The 16,448-nt window shown below is 34.6% G+C and carries 12 protein-coding genes and 1 pseudogene; 3 read left to right on the forward strand and 10 right to left on the reverse strand.

Translation table 11 applies throughout. The annotated features are described in order from the left end of the window. Positions 1-248 precede the first annotated feature (248 nt). Both HE1_RS05080 and HE1_RS05085 read left to right on the forward strand, forming a co-directional pair. Positions 249-590, forward strand: coding sequence for a thioredoxin family protein (locus tag HE1_RS05080; RefSeq protein ID WP_006288207.1), 342 nt, complete (start codon positions 249-251; stop codon positions 588-590). Beyond that, positions 557-1,324 (forward strand): purine nucleoside phosphorylase YfiH/LACC1 family protein, encoded by a 768-nt coding sequence (locus HE1_RS05085; protein ID WP_006288206.1) that lies wholly within the window; start codon positions 557-559, stop codon positions 1,322-1,324. Before HE1_RS05080 ends, HE1_RS05085 begins: the two co-directional genes overlap by 34 nt. A gap of 41 nt (positions 1,325-1,365) precedes the next feature. On the opposite strand, the pseudogene HE1_RS07540 reads toward HE1_RS05085, so the two are convergent. The 7 genes and pseudogenes from HE1_RS07540 to sfsA all read right to left on the reverse strand — a co-directional run. Then, positions 1,366-2,119, reverse strand: a pseudogene (locus HE1_RS07540) (transposase family protein); the annotation flags it as partial. A 12-nt stretch (positions 2,120-2,131) separates the two neighbouring features. Next, the gene (locus HE1_RS09095; protein ID WP_023492115.1) at positions 2,132-2,686 is read right to left on the reverse strand and encodes a hypothetical protein; all 555 of its coding nucleotides are present in this window, start codon (positions 2,684-2,686) and stop codon (positions 2,132-2,134) included. Positions 2,687-2,869: 183 nt separating this feature from the next. Continuing rightward, entirely contained in the window at positions 2,870-3,007 is a 138-nt protein-coding gene (locus HE1_RS09265) for a hypothetical protein (protein ID WP_023492116.1), read from the reverse strand. Between the two features lie 130 nt (positions 3,008-3,137). Beyond that, a complete protein-coding gene (recA, locus tag HE1_RS05105) occupies positions 3,138-4,229 on the reverse strand; it encodes a recombinase RecA (RefSeq protein WP_006302099.1) in 1,092 nt (363 codons plus the stop codon). A 143-nt stretch (positions 4,230-4,372) separates the two neighbouring features. Continuing rightward, positions 4,373-5,749 carry a glutamate--tRNA ligase gene (gltX, locus tag HE1_RS05110; RefSeq protein WP_035545401.1) on the reverse strand — a complete coding sequence of 459 codons (1,377 nt, stop codon included), beginning with the start codon at positions 5,747-5,749 and terminating at the stop codon, positions 4,373-4,375. A gap of 108 nt (positions 5,750-5,857) precedes the next feature. Next, positions 5,858-7,603 (reverse strand): metal ABC transporter solute-binding protein, Zn/Mn family, encoded by a 1,746-nt coding sequence (locus HE1_RS05115; RefSeq protein WP_035545403.1) that lies wholly within the window; start codon positions 7,601-7,603, stop codon positions 5,858-5,860. Positions 7,604-7,681: 78 nt separating this feature from the next. Beyond that, on the reverse strand, positions 7,682-8,416 hold the full coding sequence (gene sfsA, locus HE1_RS05120; RefSeq protein WP_035545406.1) for a DNA/RNA nuclease SfsA: 735 nt from the start codon (positions 8,414-8,416) through the stop codon (positions 7,682-7,684). A 137-nt stretch (positions 8,417-8,553) separates the two neighbouring features. Between sfsA and HE1_RS05125 the strand changes: the two genes are divergently transcribed. Then, complete coding sequence (locus tag HE1_RS05125) at positions 8,554-11,292, forward strand: PD-(D/E)XK nuclease family protein (protein ID WP_035545407.1); 2,739 nt, start codon at positions 8,554-8,556, stop codon at positions 11,290-11,292. A gap of 28 nt (positions 11,293-11,320) precedes the next feature. Here the strand turns inward: HE1_RS05125 and HE1_RS05130 are convergent, their stop codons facing one another. From HE1_RS05130 to HE1_RS05140, 3 genes are all read right to left on the reverse strand, one after another. Continuing rightward, positions 11,321-11,971, reverse strand: a complete 651-nt coding sequence (locus HE1_RS05130; protein WP_035545409.1) for a hypothetical protein — start codon at positions 11,969-11,971, stop codon at positions 11,321-11,323. Between the two features lie 276 nt (positions 11,972-12,247). Next, positions 12,248-14,347: a hypothetical protein gene (locus tag HE1_RS05135; protein WP_035545411.1), complete on the reverse strand. Its 2,100-nt coding sequence runs from the start codon at positions 14,345-14,347 to the stop codon at positions 12,248-12,250. Positions 14,348-14,576: 229 nt separating this feature from the next. After that, positions 14,577-16,166 carry a hypothetical protein gene (locus tag HE1_RS05140; protein ID WP_162480401.1) on the reverse strand — a complete coding sequence of 530 codons (1,590 nt, stop codon included), beginning with the start codon at positions 16,164-16,166 and terminating at the stop codon, positions 14,577-14,579. Positions 16,167-16,448: the final 282 nt, after the last annotated feature.

Consider the following 16,448-nt stretch of genomic DNA (forward strand, 5'->3'; position numbering starts at 1 on the left):
TTATAAATTATTTTTTTGTTTTTTACATTAGGATATCTTTCGTACTATTTTTTTTATAGCCTTAATATAACTCGAAATTAATTTATGAATCCTCTCAGTAAATCTGTATTTTCAAAAAACTGATGTAACTTAATGCGAAATAAATGAAATTTCAATGCCAAGTTAAATAAATCCATTTTTTGCACATTGACTTTTAGAAAATATTTTGAGACAATTGTAGAAGTTTTTGATGTTTTTTTGAGACTAAAATGGAAAATTTAAATTACGTCGAGTTGATCGCAGAATCTTCTAAAACCCACAATGTTCTTATAGATTTTTTTGCTACTTGGTGCCCCCCTTGTCAGGCACTTGTTCCCATTTTAGAATCACTTTCAAAAGATGCAGCTTGGCTTGATTTTCTGAAAATTATAAAAATTAATATTGATCAGAATCCTTCTATTGCAACGAAATATCGTATTCAATCTCTTCCGACTCTTGTGCTTATTCCCAAGCATCCTCAGGAAGTACAAGAGGTTGCCCGTCATATTGGAGGAATATCTGAAAAGGCGTTAATTGAATGGTTGAATTTTCATCAGATTCAAAACAAGTAGTGCACTATACCTTTTCAGATTTTGATCCTTGTCTTTGCCCTGGGTGGAGTATCCCTCATGGATTTTTTCCAGGGACGGTTAAAGGGCGAAATATGAGTGTGGGGTACAAGAGTATAGGAACGTACTTAAAAAATCGTCGCGACCTAGTTTTTTCTTTACGTATGGATCCTGAAAAGATGATGTTTCCTTGCCAGGTACACGGGGGAGATGTTTTTATAGTAACTAAAGATATTCCTTCTGATGCCCCTGATTGCGATGGATTAGTGACAGATGTTCCCGGTATTACTTTATGCGTTTCTACAGCAGATTGTGCTCCTGTCATGTTTTGGGATACAGAAAGCGTTGTAGGTATTTGTCATGCAGGATGGAAAGGAGTTTTTTTAGGAGTGCTAGAAAATACGTTGGCAGCAGTTAGGAGTGTTTCAAAGTCTCCTCTAAAAGTTCAAGCTTGCATAGGTCCCACAATTCGTCTTAAAAATTATGAAGTTTCTTGTGATTTTTATCATAGTTTTATTAAAGAAGATCCAGAGAGCTGCAATTTTTTTCAAAAAGAAGAGAAGCTATTTTTTGATTTACCTGGATATATCGCCTTTAGGCTTTCAAAAAAGGAATGCAAAGTATTCGATACCCTGGAAGATACGTACGAATCAAGATTTTTTAGCCGAAGACACCACAAGAAGCAAAATTTTTGTTGCGAGTATGGATTTGGTTCAATGATTGGGCTTCCTATTTAAATTTTTACGTTTTAATATTCAGTAGACATCTTCGGAAACTATCATTTAGTTAGCTCCATAGTATAAATAGAAGAAATAAGATCAAATCCTAAGGCAAAATCCTTTTTTCCTATTTTTGCGGCAATGAGTTTAAATCGTTTAAGCTATTCGATAATAGTTTCATTCACCTTTCTTTCGCTTGAAAGTTTTTTATTTTTATCTTCTTTCGTTAAAGGGTTTTTCTTACTTTTCTTCTTTGGAAATTCAGAGTTGCGATGCATCTTTTATGCCAGGATTTATCTTTGTTTTAGATTCTTTAAATAACCTAAAATCATGACAGTTGCCATTTGTAAATGCTGTACAAATCACTTCTTTGTTTTCTTCTCCCCCCCTTGTGTCTTTAAAGCAAGTCTTCTCTTTTTTCCAGGATAAAATTGTATTCTTAAGACTTGTTTTTTTAGGACGCTCTATAGGAGTTTCCGTTGCATCGATAAGGACAACTTCATATTCCTTATCACTTTTAAGTAACGCGTTCTTCACGGGTAATGCAAAGTCTGGATGCTTGATCAGCGTATCTTCCCCCATTTTAATAGACCTCTTGCAAAGGCTATCACTCAGACCATAGCTGCCAGATATATGAAAGTATTTCCGGTATTCTCTTAAATATTCTAAGGTTATCAGTAAGCGATCCTTGCCCCCTAGCGTATTGGGGGGGAATTACTTAGATTTTTGCTCACCTTCAGCTAACCTTAAGATCTGGGCCATTTTCTCAAAAGTTGACTTTTTGACCCCGGTTAATCTTCTAAAGCTTTCTTCTGTCTATGCTTTTTATACAAAATCAAACTGAAAGTGTTGGAATAATGCGTTGAAAGTTGTCATTGACGAGGTCGATAAGATCCATGGTGATGTTGTCCCAGGTTTGGTCAAAAAAATACAGCATACTCTTGCAAAACTTTTTGGCAGAGACAAAAAATTGATTAACATGTTCTTCGATGGGGGAAGGGGGCTAGAGAGGGCACAAATAATGCACCTCAATCCCCCCTTTCTTTCGCTACTTTTTAGGTATCTTTGCTTGTAGAGTCCTTGATCAAAGATCAGGTAGAACGGCGCCTTTGGATAAGCGTCTTTCAGCTGATCAAAAAACGTCTTCATAATGGCTCTTTCAAGGTTTTGAAGGATACCACTTGTAAGGCGCATATGCCTTCCCATAAGGTTCATGCGTGTAGGCTCGTCTTGGGGGGTGCCTGACAGGTGATTTTCGTTTCCATGGTGGGGGGGCATGCCATCATCAAACAGGATGGATTCATTCTTCGGCGGTGTTGTCATCACCGTCTCGTAATAATGAATAAACGCTTCCTGCTTGGTTGGATTTGCATACCGCACCGCTGGATTTTAAATGAAAAATTATGGGAGCGCAGCCACACAGGGTTCAAGAACATAAGCTCAGATATCGCTTACTTTCATATACGTTGTGGCTTTCCAAATGCGCGATAAGTTCTGCTGTTTGTGAAACATTCAACTTTTGATCTTCCTTATACTCCTCTACGATCGTCAATCAGAAGAGCTTTAGCGATTTGACGAATAGCTCCCCCCTTTTTCGGATAACAAAACTGCCTTAATTCTATCTTCTACGCGTCGGTTCTTTTCTTGCCGATGCTGCGTTCGTAACGCAACACGATCTTCTTCTGTCAGAAATCTTTTCATAAGAAAAATTATTAATTTTATTCAGTCATCTTTCTTTACCAGTACATAAACAAAAATTTTATTTTTTTTTGCGACTTTACTAAGTTCCTTATTACCGGTTTTGATAAAGTCGCATATGCAATGATTAAAATCAAGCGTCTTCTTTCAAAAGATTTTCTTCTTTTTCCTCGTCTTTAAAGGAATCTACCTTTTCCTCACCTACAGAAGTAGACCAATCAAAAAAATCAGTTTTGGGACGAACTGCTGCACGAATTGCTTTTTCTAGTTCTTCCATTTTTTCTGGGTTTTTTAAAAGATAGGCTTCCGCGGATTCTTTTCCTTGCCCTAGTTTTTCTGATTGATAGGAATACCAAGAACCAGACTTTGCGATTAAATCAAGACGCACACCAAAATCGATAAGTTCAGAAACTTTAGAAATTCCCTGCCCATACAAGATATCAAAGGTCACCTCACGAAAAGGCGGGGCTAACTTGTTTTTTACTACTTTTACCCTTACTTGGTTCCCTCTAATTTCTTCGTTTCCTTTCCCTTTGATCGATCCAATGCGACGAATGTCTAATCGAACAGATGCATAAAATTTTAGTGCATTTCCCCCCGTAGTAGTCTCTGGATTCCCGTACATAACACCAATTTTCTGACGCACCTGATTGATGAAAATAACAATAATATTAGAGCGCGAAATAGAGGACGTTAATTTTCTGAGCGCTTGACTCATTAAACGCGCCTGCAACCCCATGTGAGAGTCTCCCATGTCTCCTTCCAGTTCTGCTTTGGGAACCAAAGCTGCAACACTGTCAATAACCAAAACTTTAATCGCCCCAGAACGCACAAAATAATCTGCAATTTCCAGAGCTTGCTCTCCAGTATCGGGTTGAGAAATGTATAAATTTTCAGGCTGAATCCCAAGTTTTCGCGCGTATTGTTTGTCAAAAGCGTGCTCAACATCAATAAAAGCACAAATTCCTGATTGTTTTTGCGCTTCTGCAATGACGTGCATCGAAAGCGTTGTCTTACCAGAGCTTTCTGGACCGTAAATTTCGATAATACGCCCCAAGGGAAGTCCCCCAATACCTAAAGCTAAATCTAACCCCAAAGATCCAGTAGATACGACTTCGACTTGCTCGGCTGCTTCTTGCTCCAAGCACAGCACCGACCCTTTACCAAAAGCTTTTTCAATTTGTGCAATGGCATTTTGTAGTGCGTGAGTTGTATGATGGGTCATAAATAATTTTCCAATAACCTGCAGATCTATATTTTAACATAGTTCCTTGTGCAATTCTAGCAAACGCACTTTAACTAAAAATTGTTCTTGGAATCTCCGTGCTTTTAAAATTCAAAAAAGAAAAAAAATTTTACCTTTGCGCATTAAGCAAAGTTTTTTGCATCTTCATGAATTTTTACAGCGCTTTGAATGCGAGTTTGAATCCAAGACGGCCCCAAAACATCTAGCATATGATACAATCCTACAGAAGAAGTCCTTCCCAAAAGAACTATACGAAGACTTTTTCCAAAATCTGATAATTTTATTTCTCGTTTTTTCACAAAATCTTTCAAAAAACTTTCCATATCTCCATCATCGTTTTTCAATGCCTGGGAAAAAGTTTTTAAATATTCAAAAAATTCTGGAGTAATCTCTTTTAGCGCATCTAAAGAAATACCAGGGACTTCCTCTTGAACGTACAAACTTAGATGCTCTTTCAGATCTATCAAAGTCTTTGCGCGTTTTTGTAATTCAGACATGACCTTTGTCCCTCGGGCTTTGTCTCCTTGCATTTCCAAGACTTCCCAAAGTTTTTCTGGAGAATACTGACAGATATAAAATTTATTGAGATCTATTAATTTTTCTTCATCAAATCTGCCAGGGGAGGGCGACAACCCAGAAAAATCAAACCATTTCAGTGCATTTTCTCTAGAAATTTTTTCTTCATTTCCATAAGCCCACCCTAAACGTAACAAAACGCTTTCTACTGCTTCTGGTAAAAATCCATGAATTTTGTAATACTGAACGTCTGCAGCGCCATGTCGTTTAGATAATTTTGCTCCGTCTGCGCCATGAATTAAAGGAATATGCGTCATTTCTGGCAAATTCCACCCCAAAGCATGATACAAATTTGCTTGCCGAAAAGCGTTTGTAAGATGATCGTCTCCACGAATGATGTGGGTAATCCCCATATCGTGATCATCTACAACTACAGCCAACATGTAAGTAGCAGAACCGTCACATCGCAACAACACCATATCATCTAAGGCATCACACTGTAAGTAAAGCGCTCCTTTTAGATGATCATTAAGATGCACTCCCCCCGTTAACGGTGCTCTCAGCCTTAAAACAGACACCCCAGGCACTTCAGGAAGATTTTTTTCTCTACAATGGCGATCGTACCCTATAACCTTTCCTTGTATCCTTGCTGTTTCTCGAAGATTTTGAAGACGCTCTTGAGTGCAATGACACCAATACGCCGAATCATTTTGAAAAAGCACCTGGCCTATTTCTCTATGGCGATGTTGGCGCTTAGACTGAAAAACTACGGGCTCATCCCAGTCTAAACGCAACCAACGTAGAGCATCAAAAATTTGCTGCACCGCTTGAGGAGTAGATCGTTGCAAATCCGTATCTTCAATACGTAAGAAAAAGCTCCCTGTATGTTTTCTGGCGTACAAATAATTAAATAACGCTGTACGGGCAGATCCTAAATGAAGCCATCCAGTAGGAGAGGGAGCAAAACGTGTAACGACCTTCATCAATGAACCATAGCAATAAATTGATTCCGATTATAACTCATTTTATTTTTTTTGTCTACAAACTTTACCTTAGACAACCACACTGCTCTCTAAGGAGGTAAACTTTTATTATTTTTTTGATTTTGAATAGATGCTCTTTTCTTCTTCGTTTTGTATCAGCGCATCACACAAAATTTCGGTATTACTTTTCATAACGTCGCAGTAAGTTTTTCCAAAAGGAATATCATCGATGCACAACGAACTTGCTAATTTTATTTTTAGATCTTTTGCTAATTGCTCTGCGCCCTCAGAACTATGGCTTTGTTCTGGAAAAATTGCGCAAATTTTTAATTTTGTCAAATGCATTAAGTAATTTCCTTGATGATGGCTTGCCTCAGGAAGAGCATACAAGGTAACTCCATAGCGATTTTGGTAATAGGGCATAGAGTTGTGAAAAACTAGCCCTGAAAGTTTTTTTCTTCCTTTCCATTGGTTTTGGATCCAAACATCTAAATCGTTAAGATCACGGATATAAATAGCCGCACGGCTTTGAATGCTTTTGTTTGGGTATATTTTAAGCAATGCTTCAGTTATGATGGTAACGTACTGAATGACATAATAGGGATCGTGCCATAAATGACCATCTGAAATAAGGTCTGTGAAAGTCGTTCTAGAAATTTCTTTTTGTATTGGATTTTTTTCTAAAATTTCAATTTTTTTAAGTTTTATTTTTTCTGAAAGGACCAAGATTTTTGCTTTTATTTTTAAAGCATTTAAAGTAGAAATCCACTGCATATCCACCCCCTTTCCGTGAAGAATAACAAGGTCCGCCTTAGTTAATTTTTTAATGCTTTTTGCGCTACACGGAAAATGATGAAGAGAACTGCAATGGCAAGGAGAGGTGTAATCATTTTCTGAAATTGTTTCAATAAGACACTCTTTTGGGGTTAATTTTTCTGTTATATGTTTTAATAAAAAAGAAGATGTGACGATGTATGGACGGTATGCATACAAATCAAAGGAAACAAAGAATATCACCAAAACACGCCATAAATGCGGAAGTTTAATTCTGCTATAAATTAATGACCCCGCATACCCTATTCCTAAGACTATCAACAACGTAGGACCGTAAGGCCAATCCTTATAGCACGAAAAAAAAAGAGAAGACAATGTGGCACACATATTCCAAAGCACAGATTTCCAAAAAATATGTTTAAGGTGAGTTCCAGAAACGTAAAAGCTTAAAAACGGCAAAATAGTTAGTCCTAAGACGACAAGCGCTCCCATTCCTTGAAATTGAATGGCGGCATTCAACACAAATAAAGCAATCCATCCTCGATAAATCCACCGCATTTTAGGGTAAGTTCTGTATGCAAATTCAGAATCAAAACTGTGAGTTTTTAAATTGTCCCAAAAATAATAACAAAAAATCCCAGATCCTAGAGTACACAGCGTAAGAACAAAAACATAGCTCTGCGGAACAATAAAAATAGATCCAAAAAAAGCGTGCATTAAATCTTCGCTTCCTCCAAAAAACATACTAATTGCAATAGCCAATAAATAAATTCCTGCTATACTGCTGTTTACGTCTAATGCGCGATGGCGAGATGTCCATAGAGTGATAGTTGTTAAAATAATTCCTGAGACTGCTCCCATAAGACTTACTATCCACCAAGGCCCATCCATGCGTGTTCCTAGCGTGATGCCTGGTAACATTCCATGGGAAAGGGCGTCTCCTAAAAACGCAGTTTTTCCTGACATTAAGACTGCCCCCATTAACGCACACAAAATAGAAGATAAAAAACACAAAATTACTGCACGTTGCAGAAAAGGATGAATCAACAAAGATTCTAATAAAGGAGAAAAAAGATACATCACAAACCTTTTTGAAATGAGTTAAACCTTATTTATACGTGTTGTAAAAAAATCTAAGAGAGCATTAAAATTCTACCCCTAAAATGGCGCCCAACACACACCTTGAACTTCTAAGGGGCAAGATTGAATAGTAATGCCTTGCAGAGACATCTCACACCCATAAGCCAGCATGACTACACCTGCCTGATGCGCTGCTTCAAAAGCCTTTCCGTATTCTGCATCAAGATATCCTGCTATTTGAAAGACAGAACAGTCATTACGTTGAACGACATAAAGCATCACTGCAGTCTTGCCTTGTTGTGCAAGTGCTGTTAATAAGCGCAGATGTTTTGTTCCTCTTTGGGTTACGCAATCTGGAAACAAAGCAACGGTATTGTGCTTTAAATGTACATTCTTTACCTCAATCCATACCAAAGAATGTTCAAAGGTAAGCAAAAAGTCTAAACGAGATTCTCCCAAGCAAGGCTCGCTTTTGAAACTTTTTATGTCAGACCACTGCGGAAATCGTTTTTCTGTTAACGCCTCTTTTACAAGCATACTGGGAATAGCGGTATTTGTTCCCACTAAGATCGGCTTTGCTTGGTGTCCCTCTTTTACCTCTTCCATCATCCAGACAAAAGGAAGCTTTCCTAAAGATTGGGGTTTTTTGGGACATACCCAAACCTTGGATCCTGGCTCTGTTAATCCTAACATTGCACCAGTATTAACACAATGTGCCGTAACGCATGTTCCCGTTTCTAGCTCTACATCAACAAAAAATCTTTTATACCGCTTGATAAGAGTTCCTCTTTGCGGGCATTCCCAGAATTTCACGTGCGCTTGCCGCCTATTTTATTCTTAAGAAATTATATACTAAATATTACAAAATGTCATGAAGGAGAAAAAAACCATAGTGAAATTTTTTCTCCCATACCGTATGATTAAACCATAGAATTTCAGGAGCCCTTTTTATGCGACATTTTGCAATGATGAGCGCTAAAAAAGAAAATCTGTTTGCTTTAACTGTTCGTTGGATAGAATACCAGTCCAATTTTCTTAATATTCCTCTATCAAGATGGAAAATTTATGTTCCCTATACGCGATGCATCCCTTTTTTGCGGCGTGCTTTTTTTACTCACGATAGTGCTGAAGAATGTCTTCCCAAAATTTACTCAGTATCTAAAAATGATTCACTTCCTTTTGAAAGAAAATTAGGGTGGATGCTTTCTTTTTTAACTCCTGTTATACCTGATATCCCTTTAGAACGTCGCATAATGATAGCACAAGACGCATTATTGCTATGGGAACAAAGTTTGATGTATGAAACTTCGTGGCATAAACTTTATGAAGTACAAGAGGAGTTTTTTTCTCAGTATGAGTGTTCAACCCTGCACTTACTGCGGTATATTTCAGAGCTATGGCCAGATTTTTTGAAAAAAAAAAATCCTCCTCGTGAATCTGTTTATGAACATTTTCTTGATCGTTTTGATGAATTAAAAGACCCAACGGTACTTATGGGGGCTCAAGGAACACTTCCGTTTACACGAGAGATGATGAAACAATTAAAGAAATACCCCCAAGGGTGGATTTTGTTTCCTTATGCTCCCAACCCAAGCCAAACTTCACAAGATTCCCTTTCTGCATTTCATCCTTTGTACGGATTTCAAAAAACGCTTTTAGATTTAAACCTTAACTATGACGACATTGTTATTATTTGTGATGAGTATTTTAAAAGCTCTAATATAAAAAAAAAATCAAAGAAGATTTCGTCTTTTCCTGATGCTCAAGATGCTTTTTTAGCTTCTTATCACGGAAATTTCTTGACAGTACCTATCAAAAACACGCTGCACTATTATACTGTGACAACCCCCATGGAAGAAGCGTATCAAGTAGCACAATGTTTGATAACGTGCTACAAAAAGGGGAAGTCAGCATTATGTGCAACCCCTGATCCTGTTTTAGCTCAAGGAGTATCTATTTTGCTAGAAAACGAAGGAATCCCGATTCAATGGCAAGGATCGTTATGCCTAATTCATCATACCAGTGCGCATTTTATTTTGTGTTTATGGCAGTGTATAGAAAAAAAGTGGTCTTTCTTTTCTGCTTCAGACTTTTTAAAACATAATACTTGGAAAGGGCGTTACCCAGGCCTTTTTCAGTGGATGTGTTTTCTTGAAAACCGATATTTTAGAGGAAATCCTCTACCAGAAAACTTATGGGAATGGCTAAATCGTCACGGACAACATACCCCATATCCGCGCATTGCAGAGCGCATTATAAAAAGTTTTCATTCTTTTTTTTCGTCACTTTCTTCTATGATAAATTCTTTACAACGCTATTCATTAGAATTATGGCTAAACACTTTAAATCAAGCGCTTGAAGGCGTATTAAAGGATTGGCTTTGGAAAGAGTCTGGAAAAAAAGTAAAAGAAGCGCTGAATGAATTGATAAATAATGCTTTTGCTTATGAGGCACTGAACGCAGCAGAAGTAGGAGTTTTACTTAATCATCTTTTTCAAAATTATTTTTTGTCCTCTCCAGAACACCTTAATGATTCTTGTGAGACACTTTTATACCTTTGTGGTCCAAAAGAAGCGCGATTGTTAGCACCAAGTTATGATGTATGCATTTTGACCAGTTTATACGAAGGAGGATGGCCAAGAGGCATTACTACTAACTCTTTACTGCCTTCTGGATTGCAAGAGCATTTAAAATTTCCCCCCTCCAGTTGGCAAATTGGAATGGCCGCCAGGAATTTTTTATCTTGTTTAAATGCACCTGAGATAATTTTTATTCGCTCTAAAAATAGTGGGGACCCTTCTAGATTTTTGCTGCGTTTACAAGGTATATCATCTAGTCCTGTTTTAGAAAATTTTAAAAATTTTCCTTATTTCGTCCCTTCTTGTGATAAACCTCGTGTTTTATGTTCACAAATAAAGCCAAAAATTCTTTCCGTAAGCGATATGGTTTTACTCTACAATAATCCTTATGGATTTTATTTAAAACGCATCTTGGGAATTTATCCTTTGGCTCCCCTTCAAAAAGAAGCAGGCACTTCATTGGGTATTTTATTTCATCGATTACTAGAACAGTGGATGCGACGTTGCCCAGGAAATGTTTCTTTTTTAGAATCTGTACTGAAATTTCACTTAATGCAGTTAATCGAAGAAATGTTATTTCCTCAATACTCTAATAGAATGATCAGAACTCAGATACTGCGATGTTTTGAAGGTTTTTTTGAATATGAATTAGAAAGCAGAAAAAATTTTTTTACTTCTTTTATAGAAGCAAAGGGGCGCAAAGAGGTCAACACCGCTTTTGGGTCTGTAGTGCTTGTAGCTCAAGCAGATCGCATTGACTATAAAAGGGAAGGGGGCATCATCATTGATTACAAAACAGGTGTTCTGCCCAAAACTATTCAAGATGATGGTGTTAGCAGCCAATTATGGTGGTTGGCTTGGATATTGAAAAATAACGGATTTAAGGGGGTGCCTGATACTTTTCCCATTCAAAAGGTGCAGTGGTTCCACCTTTCCTTGTCTCACGGATTTCAGTGTATAAGCGCAAAAGCACTTGAACACCTAGAAGACTATATTCAAAATCAATGGAAAACTTTAGAAGGGTATATTTCAGGAACACTTCCCTACATCCCGCTTGAAACAGAAAACTTTACTGACGGAATCTCTAGACGATTAGAGTGGAAGAATTGATTAATCCTGAAATAACGCTGTGTCAAATCTAAAACATTAACATTTTATGGGGAGTTTGGGAGGACAAAAATCTATCAACGATTTCGTTTAGTTTTTGTTTAAATTGTAATTTTTGTTGATAAATATTTTGAGGAATAACTTCTCTTAATTCCTTTAACATTTTTATTCTTGAATCTAAAGGGAGTTGAGAAATGTTTTTTTGAGTAATACGTTCAATCGCACCAATAATGTTTAAAAATTTTAAAGAAATGTCTGAATATTGATTATTATTTAATTTTTGGATAAAATCTTGATCTTGATCTTGATTAATTTCATCTACAAGCACTGATATCTCTTTTATTAAGTTATCGATTTCTTGTGTGTTATTAGAAGCAAGGGGGTCAGAAACCGCAGGAAAATTCAAAGGTTGAATTACTTGTTGAGGATTTACAGGAGGAGTAAACTTTAATTCTTCGTTTCGTTGCCTGATATGGTATAAAATTTTTTCGGTCGCGCTTTTAAACACTGGTTTTACGAATTCTGTAAAAAAATCCTTTTCTGTTTCCAGAGTATTGATTATTTCTTGAAGCTTTGATTCCAAAGCAGCTCTAACTTTTTTTGCTCCAGAAGATTTTTCTTCAGAAGTCTTAGATTTTTCTTTTGCTAACTCTTTGAACCTTCTTGAAAATTTTTTTTTCATATTTTGCTTAGTTTTTTCTTTCGTATCTATGATTTCAGTTTCTCCTGAAAACGCTAAAGCGCATTTACTTGAAAAAAAAATTCAAAAACACATACATAAATAAATAACTTTTTTTTGTTCTAATCATAGGTTCTTTAGATGTTCTTTCACGTAATACAATTATAAGAAAATTGTTTTAATTTTTTACAAATTTTGTAAACTTCACCCAATTGTTCCATAATATCAATTCTGAATAAAAAAAGTTTGGATAAAAAATCCACTTCCTAAAAAAATTTTTTAAAAATAGCGAGTCTCCATGGAAGACTTTTTCTTCTGCGCATTGACATTGAAATTATTATTTTCAGGTAGAAGTTCATCCGGAACCCCCTTTGCAAGTTCTTTTGCAAAGTCAGGCGCAACATCCTTAAAAATGTTGCCGCCCATTTTTAAAAATTCTTTTGCTAAAAATTTCTCTCCTCCATATAAGGATTCTTTGAAGTTTGATGATTTCAATTCTTGAATAATTTCTCTATACACTTTTTTAAAAACAGCTTGCATAATTCTATTGAATTGCGGACTGAGTTTTATCTCTTCTCCTTTTATATTTATAATGTAACCAGAAATTTTTTGCAATGAATGTTCTATTTCTGGTTTTTGATCCTTCATTAACTCCATTACGTATTTTGTATATATATTACTTATGTCGTTTTCGACGATTTTTTCGAAATTTTTTGGTATTACCCCATGTATGTCTAAATTTTTTAAAACATCAATTAACGTATTTTCTGTATCTTTCCATGATTCATGGCGAGTTTCAATTTTTTTTATTTGTTTTATTTGTTCTAAAATTATACTTTCTAAAGTAGAATTTAACTTTTTAAACTCTTCAAAAGGTTGTATTATATTTTGTATCGACATTAATAATAATTTAAGATTCAACATATTATAAGTTGGAGCCATGAATAAATTTTTCCATTTTAAAGCGTTTCCAAATTTATTAACCATCAATTTACTTAATAGCATCCTTTTATCTTTAGATTCAAATAGAAATGAGAAATTATCTTCTTCTGAGAAAAATCCATGAAATAAGATATGGATGGATTGATATAAGTGTTCACTTAATTTTTTGTCTTTTTTTATTTGTTTTATTTCTTTTAAAACGAAAATCATGTAAATCTTTTTCAAATAATTTTGCAGTTTTAAGTCTTCTAAATTTTTTAATCGATAGAAGAAATTTTTTAACAGCACTTTTGCTTTGTTTGCATGAAAATAAGAGCTACCTTCTCTGGTTAAGACTTTCAAAGCAGAGGTTACGTCTGGGAGACTCCTATTGGTAAAATTTCCTAAAATTTTGTAAGGCACATTATCATTTTCTTTAGCAATCTTTTGGATACTTTCGGAAGATAGTTCATCCTGTTTTACTTCCTTTTCTAGTTGGGTTATGAATGCATCTTCCTCTTCAGGCAATTTTTGTGATTCAAATGGATCTTCCTCTTCAGGTAATTTTTGTAACTCAAATTCATTGCGATCTTTGTGAAATTCATTGTTTTCGCTTTTTACCCATCTTTTGTATTTTTCATCTATTTTTTTTACAAAATTACTATCACCAATTCTTTTCAAAAAAGATATGTTTTTTAAAAAATTCTTCTCATTTTCAGAATTAAATGGAAAGCTAGAAAAAAAATCATCGTATTTATTTTTTATAAAATTTTTAAAATTCTCCATATGCATTGGTAAAATAAAGTCAGATAATGATTCTTTATCATCATCCCATATGTTCTTAAAATCAGAATCTATCAACAAAAAGCTTAAGATTAAATTTGTCCACGATAACGGATAAGACAGAGAGAAAATAGCAGGAGGTATCTTTTTGTTGCTATAATCATCATCGTAATTTATTGCTATTTTTGAAAAAAAGTTTTGAAAATAAATACTTTTCAACTCTTTTATTAAGGGGACATCTTGAGTGCGATATTTAAGAGAATCGACACAATTCAATATGTTTACAAATACTTCTTTTATTTGTTTTTGAATTTTTTCACTTTTATCTTGAATTTCTTTTTTTTCTTGTTCACTTTCAGCATGTTCAATTTTAAGCAATCCTAAATCATTTACCAATTTTTTAAAAACTGGAACAAAAAAACTTAATAGCTTTGAATATATTAATGGCATAAACTTTTTGTTTTCCTCATAATTAATGTTATATGCCTCATCCATATGACTCATAGATTCTTGGGGAGTTTTAGCGCTCTGAATTGCTTTTAAAATTTCCATAGTATCTTTCTCATTTTTATCCTTCTCATTAGTATCCTGCTCATTTGGTGGTGCATATCCTTGATGTGATACCAATGTAGCAATCAAAAATAAAAAAAGGTTTTTGTTAATTTTTTTAATCATTTTTATACTCTAAAAATCTGTAACTCATAATAAATTGTATAAAAAAAAATTAAAAATATCATAAATACGTAAAAAAATTTTGCAGATGGTAAGATAAAGACAATTTAGGGAATCAAGAAAAAACCTTTTCCTTTGGTTGCACATCCCGTGACGACACTGTCTAAAGGATGGATGGAAATATTCTCCATCCATTTTTTTCGCGCCTAGAAAAAATGCTCGACTACTGGTTCTAATAGATTCCGGGCTTGACATATGACACGCCTAGAAAAAATTCTGGACTACGAGCTCTAATAGATTCCGTGTATGATTTTCTAGAATCAATTAAAAACTGATATAACTCAGTAAAATGTTTTGATTTATTGTTAATTTTTTCAATAATATTTGTTTCAAAACCTTTCAGCAAATCATTAAGATATTCAATACTTATACAATTTGTTTTGTATATTTTCTTAAAAGTATCTAGTATTCTTTTTTCAGATCCTATTTTTATCAAAATGTCCATAAAATCTGGTCTATCAAAAAAAGGTTCTATAAGCAAACTAACAGCTGCAAAAAATACTCTTTGAGAGTTTTCTGCACGAAATTTCTTAGTGCTTTCATTTTCATTTCCATAACTTCTATCACATCTTTCGCAATCTTCTGAATTTTTTGATAAAAAATTTGTGATTTTGTAAATATAGTCATCCAGTCTCTCAAATTTATTTTGTTCTGTTAAATTCATTTTCATTATTCTACTGAAAAAAAATTGAGTCATTTTTTTATATAGAGATGGACTGGTTTTTTTATACTCTTCGGATATATATTTTGTTCCAAATCCTTCTAATGCACTACTATAAGTACCTCGTACATAATCAAATACTTCATTTATAAAAATTTTTTCCATTGCAGTCCTCGAGGAGAGAAGCGCCGTCCCAAAATTTCCGAGCTGTTCTTCAACAAAAATATCTAAATTTTTTAATAGTTCTACCCCAGCATTAATTGGAATACCGTCTCCGCATAAACTGGCTACCAATCCATAATAACTTCCTGAATCACCAAGAGCTTTATTTTCAGCTTTGTTGATTGCCTCATCTCTTTCATCAATATATTCTGCACCTTTAAGTGCAGACATGCTTTGAGAAAATTTTTCTTTAATATTTTTTATTGAAAAAAATCTATTTTGAACTTTAGGAGTTTTTAATTTATTTACCCAATCTATAATATCGTATCGAAAAGTCTGTTCTGCTCTTTGCACTCGTTTTGAAATAAATTCAGAAGTTGGTATTACTTTTTTTTCAAGTTTAGCATGCGTTCTCTGATATTCACCGGGGCTACTAGTTGGGTCAGAGATTTTTTTCGTATTAAACTCTATTGATTTATACTGCTTTACTGACTCATCCGTGGAACGCGGATTAAGTGAAGTATTGGTGGAATTTTGTAAGGAGCTGTCAATCAATGCGGTAGATACGGTAGAATTTTTCAAAGAATTATCATTTGCTCTTAGTTCTTTTTGCTTCACTCCAGTTTTTGACGCCTCATCATTATTTGATACGTTAGATTTAGATTGAGTTGCTCCGGTGGATACCCATTGCTGGTATTTTTTCCTAATTTCGACTTCAAAATCTTTTCCAATATAGCCAAAAATCTCTGCATTTTTATTGTAGATTTTTTTATTTTCGTCAGTAGGTAGAACGCTAGATAAAAATTGATCATACTTCGCTCTTAATCTGTTTTTAAGAGCACTTAATTGATTTGCGAACAAAAATTTAGATAACGGCGCACCATTCAGAATGGCTTTATTCTTTTCGAACAGTAAACTTAATAACCAATTTGTCCACACGAAAGGATAATCAGGTTCAAAAATATAAGGAAGTTCAAAGTAATTTTCAAAATAAGTACGCTTTGAGTTTTCTATTAACTCTGTATCTTCTGGATAAGCTTTTTCTAAAATTTTTATAAACTCATTATTGTTCGTATAAAAATTAAAAATATTTTCTTTTACAATAGCTGCCTCTTGAGGTTCGAGTTTATTAATCGATTTTAATTTATATAGCCATTTTGTAAAAACAGGAAGCCAAAAGCCGTGTAATAATTTTTTATATAGATCCTGTATAAGAGGCTT

Source organism: Holospora elegans E1 (assembly GCF_000648275.1).
Classification (GTDB): Bacteria; Pseudomonadota; Alphaproteobacteria; order Holosporales; family Holosporaceae; genus Holospora; species Holospora undulata_A.